18 protein-coding genes are annotated in these 19,397 nt (G+C 58.5%); 15 read left to right on the top strand and 3 right to left on the bottom strand.

The genetic code is table 11. The features are described 5' to 3' along the window. Positions 1–3 precede the first annotated feature (3 nt). Together A8O29_RS09710 and hpaX are read right to left on the bottom strand one after the other, a co-directional pair. Positions 4–984: a GlxA family transcriptional regulator gene (locus A8O29_RS09710; RefSeq protein WP_125352923.1), complete on the bottom strand. Its 981-nt coding sequence runs from the start codon at positions 982–984 to the stop codon at positions 4–6. A 31-nt stretch (positions 985–1,015) separates the two neighbouring features. Then, positions 1,016–2,386: a 4-hydroxyphenylacetate permease gene (hpaX, locus tag A8O29_RS09715; protein ID WP_125352925.1), complete on the bottom strand. Its 1,371-nt coding sequence runs from the start codon at positions 2,384–2,386 to the stop codon at positions 1,016–1,018. A gap of 266 nt (positions 2,387–2,652) precedes the next feature. Here hpaX and A8O29_RS09720 point away from each other — a divergent pair, with 266 nt between their 5' ends. The 14 genes from A8O29_RS09720 to catA all read left to right on the top strand — a co-directional run bounded on the left by A8O29_RS09720 (position 2,653) and on the right by catA (position 14,471). Next, entirely contained in the window at positions 2,653–3,126 is a 474-nt protein-coding gene (locus tag A8O29_RS09720) for a MarR family winged helix-turn-helix transcriptional regulator (RefSeq protein ID WP_174081290.1), read from the top strand. A 332-nt stretch (positions 3,127–3,458) separates the two neighbouring features. Further along, positions 3,459–4,583: an amidase gene (locus A8O29_RS09725; RefSeq protein WP_125352927.1), complete on the top strand. Its 1,125-nt coding sequence runs from the start codon at positions 3,459–3,461 to the stop codon at positions 4,581–4,583. 104 nt (positions 4,584–4,687) lie between these two features. Continuing rightward, positions 4,688–5,815, top strand: a complete 1,128-nt coding sequence (locus tag A8O29_RS09730) for an acyl-CoA dehydrogenase family protein (RefSeq protein WP_125352928.1) — start codon at positions 4,688–4,690, stop codon at positions 5,813–5,815. Between the two features lie 19 nt (positions 5,816–5,834). Next, positions 5,835–6,194: an IacB protein gene (locus A8O29_RS09735; RefSeq protein ID WP_125352930.1), complete on the top strand. Its 360-nt coding sequence runs from the start codon at positions 5,835–5,837 to the stop codon at positions 6,192–6,194. Between the two features lie 11 nt (positions 6,195–6,205). Beyond that, on the top strand, positions 6,206–6,748 hold the full coding sequence (locus A8O29_RS09740; RefSeq protein ID WP_125352932.1) for a nuclear transport factor 2 family protein: 543 nt from the start codon (positions 6,206–6,208) through the stop codon (positions 6,746–6,748). Then, on the top strand, positions 6,738–8,051 hold the full coding sequence (locus tag A8O29_RS09745; RefSeq protein WP_125352934.1) for an aromatic ring-hydroxylating oxygenase subunit alpha: 1,314 nt from the start codon (positions 6,738–6,740) through the stop codon (positions 8,049–8,051). Before A8O29_RS09740 ends, A8O29_RS09745 begins: the two co-directional genes overlap by 11 nt. After that, positions 8,051–8,530: an aromatic-ring-hydroxylating dioxygenase subunit beta gene (locus A8O29_RS09750; protein WP_110508805.1), complete on the top strand. Its 480-nt coding sequence runs from the start codon at positions 8,051–8,053 to the stop codon at positions 8,528–8,530. The genes A8O29_RS09745 and A8O29_RS09750 overlap by 1 nt, the downstream gene beginning before the upstream one ends. Positions 8,531–8,540: 10 nt before the next feature. Continuing rightward, positions 8,541–9,281, top strand: a complete 741-nt coding sequence (locus A8O29_RS09755; protein ID WP_174081291.1) for an SDR family NAD(P)-dependent oxidoreductase — start codon at positions 8,541–8,543, stop codon at positions 9,279–9,281. Positions 9,282–9,291: 10 nt separating this feature from the next. Continuing rightward, complete coding sequence (locus A8O29_RS09760) at positions 9,292–10,224, top strand: PDR/VanB family oxidoreductase (RefSeq protein WP_125352935.1); 933 nt, start codon at positions 9,292–9,294, stop codon at positions 10,222–10,224. 10 nt (positions 10,225–10,234) lie between these two features. Then, positions 10,235–10,729: a flavin reductase gene (locus A8O29_RS09765; RefSeq protein ID WP_125352937.1), complete on the top strand. Its 495-nt coding sequence runs from the start codon at positions 10,235–10,237 to the stop codon at positions 10,727–10,729. A 96-nt stretch (positions 10,730–10,825) separates the two neighbouring features. Beyond that, positions 10,826–12,106 carry an MFS transporter gene (locus tag A8O29_RS09770; protein WP_168713834.1) on the top strand — a complete coding sequence of 427 codons (1,281 nt, stop codon included), beginning with the start codon at positions 10,826–10,828 and terminating at the stop codon, positions 12,104–12,106. After that, entirely contained in the window at positions 12,090–13,202 is a 1,113-nt protein-coding gene (locus A8O29_RS09775; RefSeq protein ID WP_125352941.1) for a muconate cycloisomerase family protein, read from the top strand. The genes A8O29_RS09770 and A8O29_RS09775 overlap by 17 nt, the downstream gene beginning before the upstream one ends. An 11-nt stretch (positions 13,203–13,213) precedes the next feature. Beyond that, on the top strand, positions 13,214–13,501 hold the full coding sequence (catC, locus tag A8O29_RS09780; RefSeq protein WP_110508694.1) for a muconolactone Delta-isomerase: 288 nt from the start codon (positions 13,214–13,216) through the stop codon (positions 13,499–13,501). Between the two features lie 43 nt (positions 13,502–13,544). Further along, on the top strand, positions 13,545–14,471 hold the full coding sequence (gene catA, locus A8O29_RS09785) for a catechol 1,2-dioxygenase (protein WP_125352943.1): 927 nt from the start codon (positions 13,545–13,547) through the stop codon (positions 14,469–14,471). A 42-nt stretch (positions 14,472–14,513) separates the two neighbouring features. Here the strand turns inward: catA and A8O29_RS09790 are convergent, their stop codons facing one another. Further along, positions 14,514–16,802 (bottom strand): FdhF/YdeP family oxidoreductase, encoded by a 2,289-nt coding sequence (locus A8O29_RS09790; RefSeq protein ID WP_125352945.1) that lies wholly within the window; start codon positions 16,800–16,802, stop codon positions 14,514–14,516. Between the two features lie 887 nt (positions 16,803–17,689). Here A8O29_RS09790 and aspT point away from each other — a divergent pair. After that, positions 17,690–19,390: an aspartate-alanine antiporter gene (gene aspT / locus A8O29_RS09795; RefSeq protein WP_125352947.1), complete on the top strand. Its 1,701-nt coding sequence runs from the start codon at positions 17,690–17,692 to the stop codon at positions 19,388–19,390. Positions 19,391–19,397 lie beyond the last annotated feature (7 nt).

The following is a 19,397-nucleotide window of genomic DNA, read 5'->3' on the forward strand; positions in this document are numbered from 1 at the left end:
ACATTACGCCATTTTGCGACAGTGGAAGCGCTGGCGGTATTCACCCGGCGTCAGGTGCAATTGTTTTTCAAACAGACGACGCAGGTTGATGCTGCTGCCAAATCCGGTCTGTTCGGCAATACGTTCGAGCGGATCGTTGGTTTGTTCGAGGCGCTGACGAGCCGCGGCCAGACGCGCTTCGGCCACGTAGCGGGCGGGAGACGCGCCGGTCTCACGGGTAAACACCCGGGTAAAGTTTCGCGGGCTCATGGCGGCTTTTTCTGCCAGCTTTTCCACGCACAGGTCGGCAGTAATGTTGTCGAGGATCCAGGTCAGCAGGTCGTTCATCGGGCCGTGGCCGTCGGACTGCTTCAGGTTATAGCGGCTGAACTGGAGCTGGCCGCCGGGACGGCGCAGGTACATCACCATGTCCTGAGCGATATCGCGGGCGAGCGTGAAGCCATAATCTTCTTCGACCAGCGCCAGCGTGAGGTCGAAGCCTGTGCTGACGCCGCCCGAGGTCCAGACGTGGCCGTCCTGAACATACAGCGGCCCGGCTTCGACGTTTACCTGCGGGTATTCGGCTTTCAGCGTATCGAGCAATTTCCAGTGGGTGGTGGCGCGTCTGCCGTCAAGCAACCCGGCCTGCGCCAGCAAAAGCGCACCACCGCACACGGAGGCAACGCGTCGGGCGTGCGGAGCCGCGAGGTGCAGCCAGTCGACCACCGCGATGGATTCGAGCGGGTCTTGCCCGCGACCGGTGATGATAATGGTATCCAGCGGTTCGCGCGGGTCCAGCTCATGCAAACGGTGATCGGCCAGCAGATTTAACCCTGACTGGCCGTGGATCACCTGATGCGGTTGAGTGGTCGCGAGCGCCACGTGATAACGAGGCTGCGCCATACCTTCCGGATGCAGGCGGTTGGCCTGCATCAGAATGTCGGCAATACCGGCGGACTCAAACAGCATGCCGCCGTCGGGGACGATAATCAGGATTTTCTTCATGTCCTGAAAAGTACACCTCACACATATTAAGTCAAGTTGGCAGTGACGCGGCGGCTTCGCGTGGGGTCGCTTTTTTCATTGGGATAACGGCAATGATCATCGCCCCCAGCACCAGGAATCCGGCGACCATAAAGATCCCGGCGTTGAAGTTGCCGGTGACATCTTTCATCCAGCCCATCAGCAGCGGCCCGAGCGCCGCGCCGGTCATCCCGGTGGCGTTAATCACCGCAATGCCCACCGCGCGAGCGCGCAGGGAAATGTAGCGGTCCGGCGTGGTCCAGAAAATGACCATCGCCGCAAACGCGCCCGCCGACGCCATCACAATGCCGCTGAACTGCCACAGCGGATTAGTGCTGGAGGCGGTCAGCATCCAGCCTGCGGCGGCAAACAAATACGGCAGCAGGGTGTGGAATTTACGCTCGTTCATCCGATCCGAACGCTTGCTCCACCACACCATCCCCACGATGGTGCACACCTGCGGAATGGCGCTCAGCAGGCCGATGGTCACATTGCTGCTGGTTTCGTTAAAACTGCGCAGGATAAGCGGCGTCCAGACGCTCAACGCGCTCAGAGTATTGGTCAGGCAAAAATAGGCCAGCGTGTAGAGAATGATCACCGGGGTGAACAGTTCGCGCGCCATGCTGCGCGGCGGCAACAGCGACGCACTGGCGGCCAGCTGCGTTTTTTGCAGTGCGATTTTGTCCGCTTCCAGCATCTCGTTCAGACAGGCTTTGTCGTCTTCGGTCAGCCATTTCGCCTTCGACGGACTGTCATCCAGCCAGAACCACACCACCAGTCCCAGCAGCACTGACGGGAAACCTTCCAGCAGGAACAGCCACTGCCAGCCCTTCAGATTCAGTAGGCCGTCCATGTTCAAAATGTACCCCGAGGCCAGCGACCCGAGCGCCATGGTGACCGGCATCGCAATCATAAACAGGGCATTGGCGCGAGCGCGATATTGCGCCGGGAACCAGTAGGTTAAATACAGCAGCAGGCCCGGCAGGAACCCGGCTTCCGCGATCCCGACCAGCATCCGTAACACATACAGGCTGCTCGGCCCGGTAGCGAACATGGTGGCGGTAGACGCAATGCCCCAGATCACCATCAGCATCGCAATCCAGCGGCGTGCGCCGACGATGCTCAGCATGATATTGCTCGGAATGCCGCAGATGACGTACATCACATAAAACAGGGTGGTGGCGAGGCCAAACATGGTGCTGGTCAGACCGAGATCTTTACCCATCGTCAGCCCGGCAAAACCAATGTTGATGCGGTCGAGATAGGAGAAAACAAACAGGATAAATAAAAACACGATCAGGCGACGGAACAGCTTCTTGATAACAGCCTGTTGGCGCGGGTCCAGCGGCGGGTCCAGAGGTCGTTGTGCAGACGTATCAGTCATGAAAACTCCACATTGCGTTTATTAGTATGAGTGTGCAGGTCGGCTAAACGTATAGAAAATAGCCACTGGAAACGTCAATGTAATACGTGAAAAACGATACGTAATTGCAGGTGATATATCATTTATGAATCATAATGCGACGGTGATCGCGCATTTTTCTTATGACCCGCTTCAAACCCGCATCCGGTGGCGGATTGACGCTATAGCCGTCACGGATTCGCAGGTATAATCGCGTTATCTGCTGCTTTTTTCTGGTAAGGAAACGCATGAGTAACATAAAAAAAACCGCTGAGGACACAGCCGCCGATCCCGGCTTCCATCGTGAAGAATTTCCGTTCTACTGGATCGTGAATGTTTACGCGCGTTACACGCAAATCATGGAAATTACACTGAAAAAAGCGCAGCTCGATGTTTCTGGCTTCCGGGTGTTGATGGTGACGCACCAGTACGGCAAGGCCAGCATTTCGCAGATTGCGGAATACGCGATGGCCAAAATGCCGACGGTGACTAAAATCGTCGGCCGCCTGCGTGAAGACGGTCTGGTGACCACCGCCAGTAGCGAAAGTGACGCCCGCGTAACCGAAGTGATACTCACTGAACTCGGGCGGCAAAAAGTGGAAGAAGCCTACGCCCAGGCCAGTAAAGTGTTTGAAAAAGGGTTCAAGGGCATGACCAGCAGTCAGGTCGCAAAAATGAATCTGTCGCTGTCAAAAGTGCTGGATAACCTCAACGAACTTTGACCCTGAACCGCGTAATGATAAATTTGTGATCCGCTTAGAAATTTCTTATAACCTCCTGTAAAACCACGTTTTTTAAAGCAATGCCGTCATCTGTCCGTATGACGGCTTTCTGCCCCAACCCCGCCATTTTTGTTTTATTTTTCATCAGCCTGACGCAATAGCCTTTTACTCTTAAAGGTTAATAAATTGTTGCCTGCTGGTAAAAATAACGTGAAATATTACTTGAATTTTCATCTAAATCTTCCATGATTGACCTAACGTTAGTCAGGACAAAAGGTCGCGTTGACGACTCCCCTGAATATGATTCGTTTTTTCTGGTCAAGGTGTTAATCATGAAACCAGTTTCTGTGAGCAAAGGTTTTGTCGAACAGTTTATCCTCGGTGAGGGCGAGCTTCGGTTTGCAGTAAAAGACACCCTGGACGTGGCCGGTTTCCCGACCCGGGCAGGCTGTCGGGCGCTGGAAAATGCCCCGGCTGCAGAACGCCATGCCAGCGTGGTCGCCACGCTGCTGGGCAAGAACTGCGTCCTGACCGGCAAAACCACGCTGCATGAGCTGGCGTTTGGCGTGACGGGCATCAATGCCTGGAGCGGGACTCCGCTCAACACACACTTTCCTGACGTGATCCCCGGCGGCTCGTCCAGCGGTTCGGCGGCGGTGGTGGCCTCGGGCGAAGTCGATTTTTCCCTCGGCACCGACACCGGCGGCTCGGTGCGAATGCCTGCGGCCTGCTGCGGGGTTATCGGCCTCAAGCCCGGTTACGACGTCCTGAGCCGCAAAGGCGTCATGCCGGCGGAAAGCTCGCTGGACTGCGTCGGTGTATTCACCCGCGATGCGGCAGTACTGCGCCAGGCGATGACCCGACTCGGCGTGCCCGTCGACGAACCCTTGTCTGCGTTGCCGGCTTTGTCGTTCCTCTCCGTGGCTACCCCTGAAATTGATGCCTGCCTGCGGGCGTTCCTCGAGCAACATTCCGTTCAGCCACGCGATGCAGAGCTGCCGCTGTTTGCCGACGCGCACCGCGCCGGGCTGGCGATCATCAGCCGCGAAAACTGGCTGGCGCTGAATCCGTTGCTGGCAAGCGGGCAGGTCTCCACCGACGTGGCGTCCCGCATTCGTTCGGGGGCAGACGTCAGCCCAGAAGCGCTCGAGGCGGCCGAACACATTCGCCGTGATTTCAGTGTCCAGCTTGATGCCTTACTGGCGCAAACCCCGCTGCTGGCGCTGGCGACCTTGCCGGAACTGCCGCCGACGCTGAGCGAGGCGCAGGACCCGCTGAGCGTGGTCAATCTCACCCGGCTGGTACGGCCCTTCAACCTGAGTGGACACCCGGCGCTGTCGCTGCCGGTGGGAGAACTTCACGGTCGCCCGGTGGCACTCCAGTTGGTTGCAGCCAAAGGCCACGACGGTTTTCTGGTGCAGGCCGCCGAATGGCTGACCTCGCGACGACGTCACTAACGCCTTAATTTCGTTTTTTCATTTCCTGATGACTCAGTGAGTACGACTCATTGCGGCCTCGTGCGTCCTGAACGCGCCGCAAATAACAAAAACCGGAGGAAGCTATGTCTGCCGTACTGATTCGTGAAGAGCTGGTTCCGCTGTTGAGTGACGTTGCCACTCGCAGCGCCGATTTTGAGCATCAGCGCCATATTTCTGACGACGTGATCGTCCGCTTCAAACAGGTGGGCGTGTACCGCGCGCTGGTGCCAAAAATGTACGGCGGCGACGAATGTTCCCCGGCAGCGTTCTGCGAACTGGTCGAGCAAATCGCCACCGCCGACGGGTCGGCGGGCTGGGTCGCCAGCTTCGGCATGAGCCCGTTCTATCTCGGCGCACTGCCGCCGGACACCCTGAAAGAACTCTATCGCGACGGCCCGGACGTGGTGTTTGCCGGGGGCATTTTCCCGACGCAAAAAGCGCAGCAGGCCGACGGCGGCTATCGCGTCAGCGGCCGCTGGAGCTTCGCCAGCGGCAGCATGGGCGCGTCGGTATTAGGCGTCGGCATTCTGCCCGACGGCGAGCAGGCGCTGCCACGCATGGCGGTACTGCCGCGTGAAAATGTGCATATCGATCCGGTGTGGGACACCGTGGGCCTCGCCGGCACCGGCAGTCATGACCTGGTGGTCAACGACGCGTTTGTGCCGCATGAATGGACCTTTATTCGTGGCGGGGCGCTGAATCTGGAAGGGCCGCTGTACCGCTATCCGGTGTTGTCGCTGGCGACCCAGGTGCTGTCCGTCGTCGCCCTCGGCGTGGCCCGCGCCGCACTGAATGAAATCTACGCCATCGCCCATCGTCAGCAGTCCGTGACCGGCGCACCGCGTCTGGCCGACAGGCCGCAGGCGCAGATGCAAATTGCCCACTGCGAAGCTGAATTGCGCTCCGCCCGGGCCTGGTTTTACGACGCCATCGACGATGTCTGGCAGCGCCTGCTGGCGGGGGATGACGCGAGCTGCGAGCAAATTAACGCGCTGCGGCTTTCATCGACGCACGTCACCCGCGTTTCCGCCGACGTGGCGCGTCAGGCGCTGGCCCTCAACGGCATGGGCGGCGTGACCATGACCAGCCCGCTACAGCGCTACGTGCGCGACACGATGGTGATTACCCAACATGCCTTTATGGGCGACCTCTCGTACCTCAATGCCGGTACGGTCTTCTTTGGTGGCAAACCGCTGCCGGGTTACTTGTGATTTTTGAAAGGAGCAACAGATGAGCCAGTCAACAACCTTACGCGTGCTGTTTTGCATCGGCGTGAACCAGAACTTTTTCGATGCCAGCCCGGCGGAAGCCAAGCAGGTGTGGGGCGCATTCGGCGTGATGATGAAAGGCATTGATGAAACGCCGGGCATCACCGTCATCGGCAACATGGATGACGACCAGCTGATGGTCGGCCCGTCCACCTCCGCGCCGTGGACCACCTACGTGTTAGCCGACGCTGAGCGTCTGGAAAACGTCGCCGCGGTCTGCAACCTGTTCCGCAGCACCCCGGTCGGCGACGGCGGCAGCAAGCTGTGGAAGTACTGCAAAATCGAGGCCCGCGTTGGCCGTGAACTGATTATCCAGAACTGACGGAGCTGACGATGAACGCCCAGGATGCGCTGCGGTTGCAGCAGCTCGAAGACTATCAGGCGGCGCGGGTCTGTATCAGCGATTACATGCGCCTGTGTGATGTGCTCGACACCGCAGAAACGGTGCAGGCGATTGGCGCATTGTTCAGCGTGGATGCCTGCTGGGAGGGCGTCGGCGAACCTTACGCCACGCGCCTCGGGCGTCATGTGGGGCGCGAGGCCATTGTGAAAATGATGGCGGGTTACGTACGGCAACCGGCGCATTTCGCGATGAACGCGCACTTCCTCTGTTCCGAAGCGCTGTGGCATACGGCGAACAGTGAACTGCGCGGCCGCTGGCTGATGTTGCAAACCTCGGCGTTTACCGCAGGCGGTGCGCATCTCAACGCCGCAGAACTCAACGTGAACTTTGTGCGCGAGGCGGGCGAAATGGTGATGCGCCATTTCACCACCCGCAACCTGTTCAGCCGCCCGGTAGACCACTGGCACGCGGCGGATGCCTTACCGGTTCCTGATAAAAACAAAGACGTGCAGGAGAATGGACATGCAATGTGATCACACCATCAATGTGAAGAATATCGATCCCGCGACGCCACCGACGCTGACGAGTACGGAGATTGCGGCGCTGGTGAAATCTGACCGGGTACACACTTCGCTGTACACCTCGGAAGCGCTGTTCCAGCTCGAACTGGAGCGTATCTTCAGTAAAACCTGGGTGTGGGTGGCGCACGCCAGCGAAATCCCGGACACCGGCAGCTTTAAGACCACCGAAATCGGCACCCAGCCGGTGATTGTGGTGCGTGACCGCAAAGGCACGGTGCATACCTTACTCAACCGCTGCCGCCACCGCGCCGCCACGGTGTGTGAACACCGCAGCGGCAAAACCAACAGCTTTGTCTGCCCGTATCACGGCTGGGGCTACGCCCTGGACGGCAGTCTGCGTGGCGTGCCGCACCCGGAAAGCTACGCCGATCAGCTGGAAAAAGGCGAACTGGGGCTGGTGTCATTGCGCACTGAACAATACGCCGGGATGATTTTCGCCACCTTTAATGAGCAGATTGAACCGCTGGAAGATTTCCTCGGTGTCGCCAAAAAATGGATGGATCTGTTCATGAAGCAGGGCGCGGGATATCCGATTAAAACCGGGCCTGCGCACCGGTTCCGCTTCCCCGGCAACTGGAAGATTCAGCTCGAAAACACCACCGACGGCTATCACTTCCCGGTGGTTCACCGCTCGTTTTTAAGCTCGGTCGATAAGCAAACCGAAGAGATGCTCAACTTCGTTGACGGCAGCGGCTACGTTGAGGATTTGGGCAACGGTCACAGCGTGATGGTGATGATCCCGGAACTGGTGGATTTAGACGCCAATCTCGACGCGCCGATCCCTGAACGCTTCGCTGAGCTGGCCGATGCGCTGCGCGCCGATCACGACGAAGAGCAGGTCCGACGCATCGTGCGTGCGGTTGGTGGCTCCGGTTTTAACCTCAATATTTTCCCAAACATCGCCTGTTCGATGGCGTTCTTCCGCGTCTTGCAGCCAGTGTCGGTACAAGAAACCGAAATTCACCATGCGGTGATCACCATGGACGGCGGGCCGGAAATAGCCAACCAGGCGCGTCTGCGTTTGCACGAACATTTCCAGGGGCCGATGGGCTTCGGCACGCCGGATGACTCCGAGGCGTGGGAGCGCGTACAGCGCGGGGCCACCGCGGGCGATGACCTGTGGATCATGCTTAACCGCGGGCTGGCGGGGGAATATCGTACCGACGACGGGCTGCGCAGCGACGTCAGCGCCGAAACCGGGATGCGTGCCGCCTACCAGCAGTGGAAAAAATTGATGACGGAGACAGAACAATGATGACCCCAGATTCTGCCCTGTTTACCGCGATGGCGGTGGTCAATCTTGAAGGTGATTTGCTCGACCAGGGCGAATTTACGACCTGGCTGTCGCTGTGGCAGCCGGACGGCCTGTACGTGGTGCCGATTGACCCGCAGGAAACCGATTTTAAAAACACCCTGAACTACGCCTGTGACGATCACCACATGCGCGAAAAACGGGTGAAGCGCCTGTACAGCGGGGAGTCCATTTCCACCACGCCGCGCGCCAGAACCCTGCGCACGCTGTCGCGCTTTCGGGTACTCGACGCGAGCGACGAGCGGATTGTGGTCCGTGGGGCGCAATCCTTGTGGGAACACCGCAAAGGCCACAGTCGCCATTACGCGGCGGATATTACCTGGCAGCTGCAACGCCACGGCGAAAGCTGGCTGATTGAGCAAAAGGTTATCCGCCTGGTCAACAGCGACGATGTGCTGCACAGCATCGGCTACATCCTTTAAGGAGCGCGTTATGACCCAAACCGCATTAGTCACCGGCGCTGCCGCCGGGCTGGGCAACGTTATTGCTACGCATTTGCTGGCGCAAGGTTTCCAGGTGGTGATGACCGACGTGGATGCCGCCCGCGTGCAGCAGGCCGCTGACCGGATCGATAACGGGCAGGGCAAGGTGCTGGCGCTGGCGCTGGACATTCGTCAGCCACAGGATTTTGAGCAGGCGCTGAAGGCGACAATCGACCGCTTTGGCCGCCTCGAGGTGCTGGTCAATAACGCCGCGCTGACCCTGGCGACGCCGGTGATGGAGATTGAGGTCGATGAGTTCGACCGGGTGATGACCACCAATCTGCGCGGCACGTTTGTCGGCTGCCAGACTCTGGGCCGCTACTTCGCCAGCCTTGGCTACGGGCGAATCATCAATCTGGCTTCACTCGCCGGGCAAAACGGCGGGACCGCCTCGGGCGCGCACTACGCGGCGTCGAAGGGCGGCATTCTGACCCTGACCAAAATATTCGCCCGCGAACTGAGCAAATCCGGCGTGACGGTCAACGCCATCGCGCCGGGCCCGATGGATTCCCCGGCAGTCCACGCCATCGTCCCGGAAGAGAAAATGGCGGGGCTGTTGCAGATGATCCCGGTGGGCACCCTCGGCGATGCGGAGTTTGTCGCACAGGCCGTGGCGTTGCTGGCTTCACCGCAGGCGTCGTTTGTCACCGGGGCAACCTGGGACATCAACGGCGGCCTGTTCATGCGTTGAGGAGCAAAACATGCTGACACTTCAGGTTATCCGGCGAGAGTTGCAGGGCGAGGTGGTCCTGCTGACGCTGGCCCATGCGGACGGGATCGTGCTGCCCGCGTTCAGCGCGGGGGCGCATATCGACCTGCATCTGACCGAGGACCTTATTCGGCCTTACTCGCTATGCGGTGACCCGCAGGACCGCCAGCATTATCAGCTTGGCATTCTCAAGGACGGCAATTCGCAGGGAGGTTCGCTGGCGGTCCATGCCCTGCGCGAAGGTGACGCGATAACCGTCAGTGAACCGCGCAATCTATTTACCCTCGATGAACGTGCCGGGCATAGCCTGCTGATTGGCGGCGGGATTGGCATCACGCCGATGCTGGCGATGGCCGCCGAACTGCACGCCGCCGGACGTTCATTCACGCTGCACTACTGCGCCCGGTCACGTGGTCAAGCGGCATTCGTGGCGCAGCTGGAAAGTGCGCGCTACGCCGGGCAGGTGCATCTGCATTTCAGCGACCAGCAGCGCCTGAACCTGGACGCGGTGCTGAGCGACGTGCCGCCGAATACGCATGTGTACGTTTGCGGCCCGACGCGGCTGATGGACGCGGTCAATGACGGGGCAAAGCGCCTCGGCTATGCGGCAGAAAACGTCCATCAGGAGTGTTTCAGCGCCGAGGTGCAAACCGGCGGCGCGGCGTTTGAAGTGGTGGCGGCAACCAGCGGGATCACCGTTCAGGTGCTGGAAGATCAGACCATTGTCGAAGCGCTGGCGCAGGCGGGGCTGAAGGTCAACGTCTCCTGCAAGCAGGGCATTTGCGGCAGCTGCCTGACCGATGTGCTGGAGGGCGAGCCGGACCATCGCGACAGCTATCTCACTGACGAAGAAAAGGCCGACGGCGACCAGATTTTGCTGTGCTGTTCCCGGTCGAAGTGCGGCCGCCTGGTTATCGACTTGTAAGGAATATCCCATGACTCTGCAAACTGAATTTCGTAATGCGATGGCCCAGCTGGGGAGCGCGGTGTCGGTGATCACCACCGACGGCCCGGCGGGTAAATTTGGCTTCACGGCGTCCGCCGTCTGTAGCGTGACCGACCAGCCGCCAACCCTGCTGGTGTGCATGAACCGCAACTCCTTCGCCCATGAGCACTTCAAACGCAACGGCACGCTCTGCGTGAACGTGTTATCGAGCGATCACCAGGCGCTGTCGGGCGTGTTTGCTAACGCCAGCCTGCGTTCGGAGGAACGTTTTGGGCATGACAACTGGCAGGTGTTGAGCAGCGGCGCGCCGGTACTGAGTTCGGCGGTGGCCTGCTTCGACTGCCTGATTGCCGACTGTCACGAAGTGGGCAGCCACTCGGTCTTTTACTGTCAGGTGCAGGCGATCCGCATCAGCGAGCAGCCGCGCGGGCTGGTCTATTTCAATCGTCGTTACCATGCCATCGGGCATGACGTCGAGGCGTAAACCCACTCCTTCCGATAAAAAGGGCAACGCGTGATGAGCAATGTGGCAACCGAAAATAACGTAACCGCCGGGGCCGTGCCCCAGGACGCGCAGCAGATGCGCAAACTGGTGCTGGCCTCGGTGTTGGGCAATGCACTCGAATGGTATGACTTTTTCCTGTACGGCACCGCGGCGGCGCTGGTGTTTGGCCCGCTGTTTTTCCCGGTCGGCGGCGATCCGTTACAGGGCACGCTGCTGGCGTTTTCTGGCTTTGCGGTCGGCTTTCTGGCCCGTCCGCTGGGCGGGATCGCCTTTGGGCATATTGGCGATCGCTACAGCCGCAAAATGACCCTGATCATGACCTTAACGCTGATGGGCGCGACGACGTTTGTGATTGGCCTGCTGCCGGTCTATTCGCAGGTGGGTATCTGGGCGCCGATTTCGCTGATTACGCTGCGCTTCTTGCAGGGCGTGGCCTCGGGCGGTGAATGGGGCGGCGGGGTGCTGATGCTCAGCGAAAGCGCCCCCGCGTCACGCCGTGGTTTTTATACCGCCTGGAGCCAGATGGGCGTCTCCGGCGGCTTCGTGTTGTCGGCCTTCGCCTTTTATCTGGTGCAGCAACTGCCGGAAGCGGATTTCATGAGTTGGGGCTGGCGCGTGCCGTTCCTGCTGAGCATCGTCATCTTTTTGGTCGGCGTGTATATCCGCAAAAACATCCGTGAGAGCAAAGCCTTTACGCAAGCCAAACCGGAAGACAAACACGAAAAAATCCCACTGATTACCTTGATGCGCGATCACCCGAAAGCGCTGTTGCAGGCCATAGCCCTGCGCCTGCCGGAAAACGGCGCATCGTATATTTTCTTCACCTTTTCGGTGGTGTACGCCAAACACATTGGCATCGGCACCGGGGAAATCATCAGCGCCGTGACGCTGGCGATGCTGGTGGAGTTTTTCTCGATTCTGTTCTGGGGCGCATTGTCGGATCGCATCGGGCTGAAGCCGGTTTATTACATCGGTGTGATTGGCCTGTTGGTGATGGCGTTTCCGTTCTTCTGGCTGCTTTCCACCGGCAACTACGGCTGGGTGATGCTGGCGATGATGCTCGGTTTACCGGTGTGTCACGGGGCGATGATCGGCACTCAGCCCTGCATCATGAGCGACCTGTTCCCGGTGCGGGTGCGCTATTCCGGATTGGCGCTCGGGCATGAAGTCGGGTCGATATTTTCCGGCGGCCTGGGGCCGATGCTGGCGGTGGCGCTGCTCATGGAATTTAACGCCTCCTGGCCGGTGTCGTTGCTGCTGGTGGCGTACGCCTTACTGGCCTGGGTGGCGCTGCGCAGCCTGCCGTCGGGCCGACAAAATACCAACACAGGAGTGAATAATGAGCATCACCATTGAGTCCATCGCTTGCTGGCTGGTGGATATCCCGACCATTCGCCCGCATAAGCTGTCGATGACCACCATGGGCTGTCAGACCCTGACCATCGTGCGCATGACCTGCGCGCAGGGCGTGGGCTGGGGCGAAGCCACCACCATCGGCGGCTTAAGTTACGGCTCAGAAAGCCCGGAGTCGATTAAGTCAGCGATTGAAACCTATCTCTCGCCGTTGCTGTGTGGGCAGACGTTCAGCGGTGTGGCCGCGCTCGCCGCGAAAATGAACGCCAGCGTGAAGGGCAATACCTTTGCGAAATCGGCCCTAGAAACCGCGTTCCTCGACGTGCAGGGGAAAATGCTCGGCCTGCCGGTCAGTGCGCTGCTCGGCGGGGCATTAACCGAACGTCAGCCGGTGCTGTGGACGCTGGCGAGCGGCGATACCGAAAAGGATATCGACGAGGGCAAGCGCCTGCTGGCGGAAGGGCGGCACGATACCTTCAAACTCAAAGTTGGTGCCCGCGAGCTGAAAACCGATATCCGCCACGCACTGGCGATTAAAGCCGCTCTCGGCGATGAGGTCAGCATTCGGGTCGACGTCAATCAGGCGTGGGACGTGACCACCGCCATCAAAGGCATGACCGAACTGCAGGCGGGCGGCATCGACCTGGTCGAACAGCCGATCCCGCTGTGGGATCAACGCGGATTAATCACGCTCAGCCAGCGTTTTGCCGTGCCGATCCTGGCCGATGAAGCGGTGGCGACGGCACATGACGGCTACGCCCTGGCGAGCGGCGGTTTCACTGGCGCGTACGCGTTGAAAATCGCCAAAGCGGGCGGACCTGTGCAGGCGCTGAAACTGGCGCAGGTCGCACAGGCAGCCGGAGTGGCGCTGTACGGCGGCACCATGCTCGAAGGCACCCTCGGCACCGTGGCCTCTTTACACGCCTGGTCGACGATAAACATGCAGTGGGGCACCGAGATGTTCGGCCCGCTGCTGCTGAAAGACGACATCGTGGTGCGCCCGCTCGATTTCAGTCACGGACAGGTCACGCTGCCGCAGGGCCCCGGCCTGGGTGTGGATATCGACCCCGACAAACTTCGTCATTACGCCAGAACATAAAGGACATCAGCATGCTTTTTAAAGTTGAAATGCAGGTCAACATTCCGTCGTCGTTACCGAAAGCGCAGGCGGATGAAATCAAAGCCAAAGAGAAAGCCTATTCACAGCAATTGCAGCGCGACGGTAAGTGGCCGCACATCTGGCGCGTGGTGGGTCAGTACGCCAACGTCAGCATTTTTGACGTGGCGGACAACCAGGAGCTGCACACCCTTTTAACGGCGCTGCCGCTCTATCCGTACATGGAGATCAGCGTGCAGCCGCTGTGTGAACACCCGTCGTCAATTCATAACGAGCAGTAATTACATAACGAAAACAACCCTTACCCTACAAGAGGAAGTTGCAATGTCAGTCAATCCGGCAAAACAAACAGAACTGGAAACGTTACTCGCCATCAGCAGCGGCTTAAATTCAGCGCAGGGCAGCGAGCGGTTTAAAGCCATCATGCATCAGGTGCTCGGCGACCTGTGTCAGACCATCAAAAAGTTCGATATCACCGATGAAGAGTTCTGGCTGGCGGTGAACTATCTCAACGAACTGGGGGAGCGCAAAGAGGCGGCGCTGTTGGCGGCGGGCCTGGGACTGGAACATTATCTGGATATGCGTGCCGATGAAAAAGAGGCCGCCTCCGGGAATGAAACCGGTACGCCTCGTACCATCGAAGGGCCGCTGTACGTGGCCAATGCGCCGCTGAGCAAGGGTTTTGCGCGCATGGATGACGGCAGTGAAAAAGCCGAAGCCATGTGGCTGCACGGGCAGGTGACCGATATTAATGGCCAGCCGGTGGCGGGCGCGGTGGTCGATATCTGGCATGCCAACACGATGGGTGGATACTCGTTCTTCGACCCGTCGCAAAGCGAATACAACTTACGCCGCCGGGTCGAAACCGGGGCTGACGGGCGCTATGCGGTACGCAGCATTGTGCCGTGCGGCTATGGTTGTCCGCCGGATGGCCCGACGCAAAAACTGCTGAACGGATTAGGCCGTCACGGCAATCGCCCGGCGCACGTGCATTTCTTCGTGTCCGCCCCGGGCTTTAAGCATCTGACCACGCAGATCAACCTCAGTGGGGATGAATATTTGTGGGATGACTTTGCCTTTGCGACCCGCGAAGAGTTGATTGCCGATCCGGTCAACATCACCGACCCAAGTCTGGCGCAGCAGCGCGATATTCCCGCCCCGCATACCGAAGTGAGTTTTGATTTCTCGCTGGTGGCGACCCATGAAAGCAGCGAAGAGGAAAGGGTGAAACGTGCGCGCGTGAAGGAATAAGGAAAAAGCAGGGCAGTTTTCAGGCTGCCCTGCCATGACGCGTTACAGGCTGCGGATCTCTTTCGAGCGCAGCGTCACCCGCACTGGCACCGATTTATACGACGGCGTGCCGCTGTCTTCATCACGATAACTGAGCGGAATCAGCACGTTGGCTTCCGGGTAATAGGCCCCGACCGAGCCGGAAGCGATGCTGTACGCCACCACGGTGATATCTTCCAGCCGCTGATGGCTGTCGGGCAGCGCGGTGGAAATATCCACCCGGTCGCCGTGCTCCAGCCCCAACTGCGCCATATCCTCTTCGTTCATAAACAGCACATCACGACGGCCAAACACGCCGCGATAGCGGTCGTCCAGCGCGTAAATGGTGGTGTTGTACTGATCGTGACTGCGCAGGGTGATCATCCGTAAGGTGTTGTCGCCTTCGCCTTTGACGTTCTCATCCACGCCGTTGAATACCGAAAACATCGCTTTGCCGGTCGCCGTCGGCCACACGCGCTCCGTTGGCGGCAGCGGCATGCGGAAACCGCCTGGCACGCGGATACGCGCGTTGTAATCGGTGAAGCCGGGCAGGGTTTGCTCAATCAAGCTGCGGATCCGGTCGTAATCGGCGACCAACTCCGTCCACGCCACTTTGGTGTTCTTCAGCGTTGCTTTAGCCATGCCTGCGACAATCGCCGGTTCGGACAGCAGCTGCGCGGACGCCGGTTTCAGCTTGCCGGAAGAGGCGTGAACCATCGACATCGAATCTTCCACGGTAATCGACTGCTTGCCGCTCTGCTGCATATCCAGCTCGGTGCGGCCCAGACACGGGAAAATAAACGTCTCTTTGGCGACCAGCAAATGGGTGCGGTTGAGCTTGGTGCCGACGTGAACGCTGAGGTCGAGCTTTTGCATCGCCGGGAACGCCTGCTCATGGTCGGGCATCGCCACGGCAAAGTTGCCCCCGAGGCAAATCATCGCTTTGGAATCGCCGTCAATCATCGCCTGCGTCGCCGCCACGGCATCGTGACCGTGCTTAGACGGCGGCACAAAACCGAATACTTCTTCAATTTTTGACAGGAAGGCGGCGGTCGGTTTTTCGGTGATGCCGACCGTGCGGTTGCCCTGCACGTTGGAGTGCCCGCGCAACGGACAAATGCCTGCGCCGGGTTTGCCAATATTGCCGCGCATCAGCAGTAAATCCGCAATTAAACGGACGTTGGCGGTGCCTTTATTGTGCTGGGTGACGCCCATGCCGTAGGTAATGATGGTGGCGTTGGATTTGGCGTACGCGATGGCGACGCTTTCCAGTTCGGCGCGCGTCAGACCCGATTCCTGTTCGATAGATTCCCATGAGGTTGCGCGAATATCCGCAGAGAAATCGGCAAAACCTTCGGTGTGCGCGGCAATAAATTCCCCGTCCAGCACCTGGCCGTGCTCGGCCTCAAGGGCGAGCAGGTGTTTGGCGATGCCTTTTAACGCCGCCGCGTCGCCGCCCGCTTTGACCTGGAAATAGGTTGAGGCGATATCGGTTGAGCTGTAGGTCGCCATTTCGACCACGCTCTGTGGATCGGCAAAACGTTCCAGCGCGCGCTCGCGCAGCGGGTTAAAGACGATAATCGGCACACCGCGACGGGCCAGTTCGTGCAGGGTGCCCATCATGCGCGGGTGGTTGGTACCCGGATTATGGCCAATGGACAGCACCAGCTCGGTTTTCTCAAAATCATCGAGCGAGACCGTGCCTTTCCCGATGCCAATAGAACGCGGCAGGCCGGTGCTGGTGGCTTCGTGGCACATATTGGAACAGTCGGGGAAATTATTGGTGCCCAGTTCACGGGCGAACAGCTGGAATAAATAAGCCGCTTCGTTCGAGGCACGACCGGAGGTGTAAAACTCGACTTCATCCGGGGCCAGTCCGCGCAGGACTTCGCCAATGCGCGCAAAGGCGGCGTCCCATTCTACTGGGCGCAGGGTGTCGCTGGCTTTGTCGTATACCAGCGGATGCGTTAAACGGCCATAGCCTTCCAGCTCGAAATCACTTTTCGCCAGCAGCGAGGTCACAGTATTGGCCGCCAGAAACTCTGGCGTGACGCGTTTGTTGGTGGCTTCCCAGGTCACGGCTTTCGCGCCGTTCTCGCAAAACTGGAAGGTGGATTTGTGTTCTTTATCCGGCCACGCGCAGCCTGGGCAGTCAAACCCATCAGGCTGGTTGGTGCGCAGCAGCGTCGGGGGCGCGTCAAAGGTATCCATCTGCGTGCGCACGGCAATCGCCGTGGCTTTCAATGCTCCCCAGCCGCCGGCAGGCCCGTCATAGTGTCTGATCCCGGGTACTGCGCGTCGTTTGTTGTTCATATTCGCTCCTGCTGGGTGGTTTACTGGAACAATTCTACACTGCTGGCGTTAACGGTTAACGACAAAAGAGGAACAAATTGTGAGGAGAAGCGGGCACTGAAGCCAATGGTGATGCTTTTTAAGGATGACTCCGCGAAAAGGTGACGTCGCCAGGGCAGGGAATTGGCAGGTCGTTATGTCTCTTTATTATGGTTTATATCCAATACTTTGAAATAAGACTCACGGAGTGTAGGGGGATATTTAACGCTTAATGTTGTGAGGGTTTTTATTGCACCGATTCGTTTATTTTGCATTAATTTTCCTCTTATTTTTGGTGGGTTGTTTTTCAAGTGTTATTACGTTAATCACCAAGCGAAGCGGTTATTTGAATGTCCTTTGGTTGTTTAGGGCTTCATGCGATTTGATGAATTAAGCCAGTTTATTATTGTGATTTTTTAATTTTGTATGCGTAATAACACTGCTGAAAATTAAACATTCAGATTAAAAATCAGGTTTTGTGGCGGCTAGTCATGGGGCTCGGGTGCTGCTGATTAATTAAAAAAGCATTGTTGTTATCTATTTAGCAATAACCCACAGGCGGGTGATACGGAGAAACCGACGAGAACCCCGGTATAACACAGACAATATATTGTCAATGCGCCAACAGTTTGAGTCGGCCCCGGAATCCCACGCGTATCCGTTGATGATTGAATCGTCTGCTATATTTTCGTAAACCGTGTTTCTTTCTGATGAAAATCCTTTCGTCGGGTTTTTGCTGGCATTTATCTATCGGGATGTTATGTCCCTGGGTTTATTGCGGGTTCATCAAAGTGTTGATTATTGGGCATTGCGGATAACCCGCTTCTTTTGCGCTGCGTTAGGTTCAACTCAATGACCGGGGATACAGAATGTTGGCTACGTTGATCGCCGATGTCACACATGCGTTGCAGACGACTCCAGGACTGGCGATTTTTCTGGCCCTGACCTTTGGCTATGGAATTGGCCAGATACGCCTCGGGCCTATTCAACTGGGCGGTGTCTGCGGCACCCTGATCGCCGCCTTGTTGATTGGTCAGCTTAATATCCCGGTTGAGTCGGGAATTAAGAATGTCTTTTTCATGTTGTTTATCTTCGCCTTAGGTTACAGCGGCGGCCCACAATTCTTTGCCAATCTCAATGCCAGAGGCCTGCAGTTGGGTATTTTTTGCCTGATTGAAGTGGTGGCGGTACTGGCGCTGGTGTTGGCCGCGACGGTGGTAATGCATCTGGACCCCGGTACCGCGGCAGGAATGATGGCCGGGGCTGCGACCGAATCAGCCGTTGTCGGAACCGCGACGGATGCGATTTCGCGTCTCGACTTGCCCGACCATGAAATCATTCGCTTGCAGGGCAATGTCGTCACGGCCTATTCCATCACTTACATCTGCGGCCTGATCACCATTGTTATCGTGACCAGCCAGCTATTCCCCCTTTTCCTGCGCGTCAATCTGCGTGAAGAAGCCGACAAACTGTGGGTGAGCATGGGCGGGCGCATTGATACCGAAGGGGTTTCTGCTCTGCCTGCGGTCGTCGGGCGCGCTTACATTGTGGAGGGCGGGGCAGGTCAAACCGTCTCATCCCTCCTGGCGACGCTGGGCCAGCAAAGCAGTATTATCCGCGTTCAGCGTCGTGGCCGGCAGGTGGCGCTGTCGCCGGGTCTCAAGCTGCGTCGTGGCGATGAAGTGCTGGTGGTAGGTTATCGCGGTTCGATGATTGATATCTCGAAGATGCTGGGCAGAGAAATGCCCGATACCACCTCGCTGAGCGTCGGGCTTGATACCTACAGCGTTGTGCTTCTCGCGCCCGCGATGTTCAACCAGCCGCTTAAATCGCTGACGTTACCGCCGGGTGTGCATGTCGCCTCCATTCTGCGGGGTGATGCCACGCTCCCTTCGCTGCCTGGCACGCTGTTGCAGAAACACGATATTTTGCAGATTTACGACGCCAGCCCCGGCGGCGGTCGCACGTCAGCCCCGCAATTAGGCGTTATCGGCAAATTGTTGCCGGACAAACTGGCCAGCAATCTCGGCATTGCCGGGGTGGCGATTGCGCTGGGCACCATCCTCGGCAGCTTCACCCTCAAAATTGGCGGGATTCCCTTCTCCGCAGGAACCGGTGGCGGCGTGCTGGTTGTCGGTTTGATCCTCGGCTGGTATCACGCCCGTCGCGCCGACCTGCATACGGTCAATTCGGATGCGCTGTCGCTGCTTAAAGATTTGGGCCTCGCCGGGTTCATTGCCGGTGTTGGCCTGTCATCCGGGCCACAGGCGCTGGCGCTGATTGAACAATATGGCTTTACCTTGCCGGTGCTTGGCGTGGCGATTGCCGTCATTCCTGCCTCGCTGTCCCTGTTAGTCGGCCATTTTTTGCTCAAGCTCAGCCCACCCGTGTTATTGGGTGCCATCGCTGGGCAGCAGTGCAGTACACCCGCATTGAGTGCAATTCAGAACGCGTGTGGAAACTCCACGCCGCTGCTGGGTTACACCATCACCTACGCAATTTCCAACGTCGTGCTCCCATTGATGGGGCCGTTGATTGTCGGTCTGGCGAGTTCATTCCAGCCCTTATAGCTGTCAG

Origin of the sequence: Scandinavium goeteborgense (assembly GCF_003935895.2) — a bacterium.
In the GTDB taxonomy this organism is placed as follows: domain Bacteria; phylum Pseudomonadota; class Gammaproteobacteria; order Enterobacterales; family Enterobacteriaceae; genus Scandinavium; species Scandinavium goeteborgense.

Excerpts from the sequence above, each read along its gene's own strand:
- A8O29_RS09710 (WP_125352923.1), bottom strand. The coding sequence starts at position 984 with ATGAAGAAAATCCTGATTATCGTCCCCGACGGCGGCATGCTGTTTGAG.
- hpaX (WP_125352925.1), bottom strand. The coding sequence starts at position 2,386 with ATGACTGATACGTCTGCACAACGACCTCTGGACCCGCCGCTGGACCCG.
- A8O29_RS09720 (WP_174081290.1), top strand. The coding sequence starts at position 2,653 with ATGAGTAACATAAAAAAAACCGCTGAGGACACAGCCGCCGATCCCGGC.
- A8O29_RS09725 (WP_125352927.1), top strand. The coding sequence starts at position 3,459 with ATGAAACCAGTTTCTGTGAGCAAAGGTTTTGTCGAACAGTTTATCCTC.
- A8O29_RS09730 (WP_125352928.1), top strand. The coding sequence starts at position 4,688 with ATGTCTGCCGTACTGATTCGTGAAGAGCTGGTTCCGCTGTTGAGTGAC.
- A8O29_RS09735 (WP_125352930.1), top strand. The coding sequence starts at position 5,835 with ATGAGCCAGTCAACAACCTTACGCGTGCTGTTTTGCATCGGCGTGAAC.
- A8O29_RS09740 (WP_125352932.1), top strand. The coding sequence starts at position 6,206 with ATGAACGCCCAGGATGCGCTGCGGTTGCAGCAGCTCGAAGACTATCAG.
- A8O29_RS09745 (WP_125352934.1), top strand. The coding sequence starts at position 6,738 with ATGCAATGTGATCACACCATCAATGTGAAGAATATCGATCCCGCGACG.
- A8O29_RS09750 (WP_110508805.1), top strand. The coding sequence starts at position 8,051 with ATGACCCCAGATTCTGCCCTGTTTACCGCGATGGCGGTGGTCAATCTT.
- A8O29_RS09755 (WP_174081291.1), top strand. The coding sequence starts at position 8,541 with ATGACCCAAACCGCATTAGTCACCGGCGCTGCCGCCGGGCTGGGCAAC.
- A8O29_RS09760 (WP_125352935.1), top strand. The coding sequence starts at position 9,292 with ATGCTGACACTTCAGGTTATCCGGCGAGAGTTGCAGGGCGAGGTGGTC.
- A8O29_RS09765 (WP_125352937.1), top strand. The coding sequence starts at position 10,235 with ATGACTCTGCAAACTGAATTTCGTAATGCGATGGCCCAGCTGGGGAGC.
- A8O29_RS09770 (WP_168713834.1), top strand. The coding sequence starts at position 10,826 with ATGCGCAAACTGGTGCTGGCCTCGGTGTTGGGCAATGCACTCGAATGG.
- A8O29_RS09775 (WP_125352941.1), top strand. The coding sequence starts at position 12,090 with ATGAGCATCACCATTGAGTCCATCGCTTGCTGGCTGGTGGATATCCCG.
- catC (WP_110508694.1), top strand. The coding sequence starts at position 13,214 with ATGCTTTTTAAAGTTGAAATGCAGGTCAACATTCCGTCGTCGTTACCG.
- catA (WP_125352943.1), top strand. The coding sequence starts at position 13,545 with ATGTCAGTCAATCCGGCAAAACAAACAGAACTGGAAACGTTACTCGCC.
- A8O29_RS09790 (WP_125352945.1), bottom strand. The coding sequence starts at position 16,802 with ATGAACAACAAACGACGCGCAGTACCCGGGATCAGACACTATGACGGG.
- aspT (WP_125352947.1), top strand. The coding sequence starts at position 17,690 with ATGTTGGCTACGTTGATCGCCGATGTCACACATGCGTTGCAGACGACT.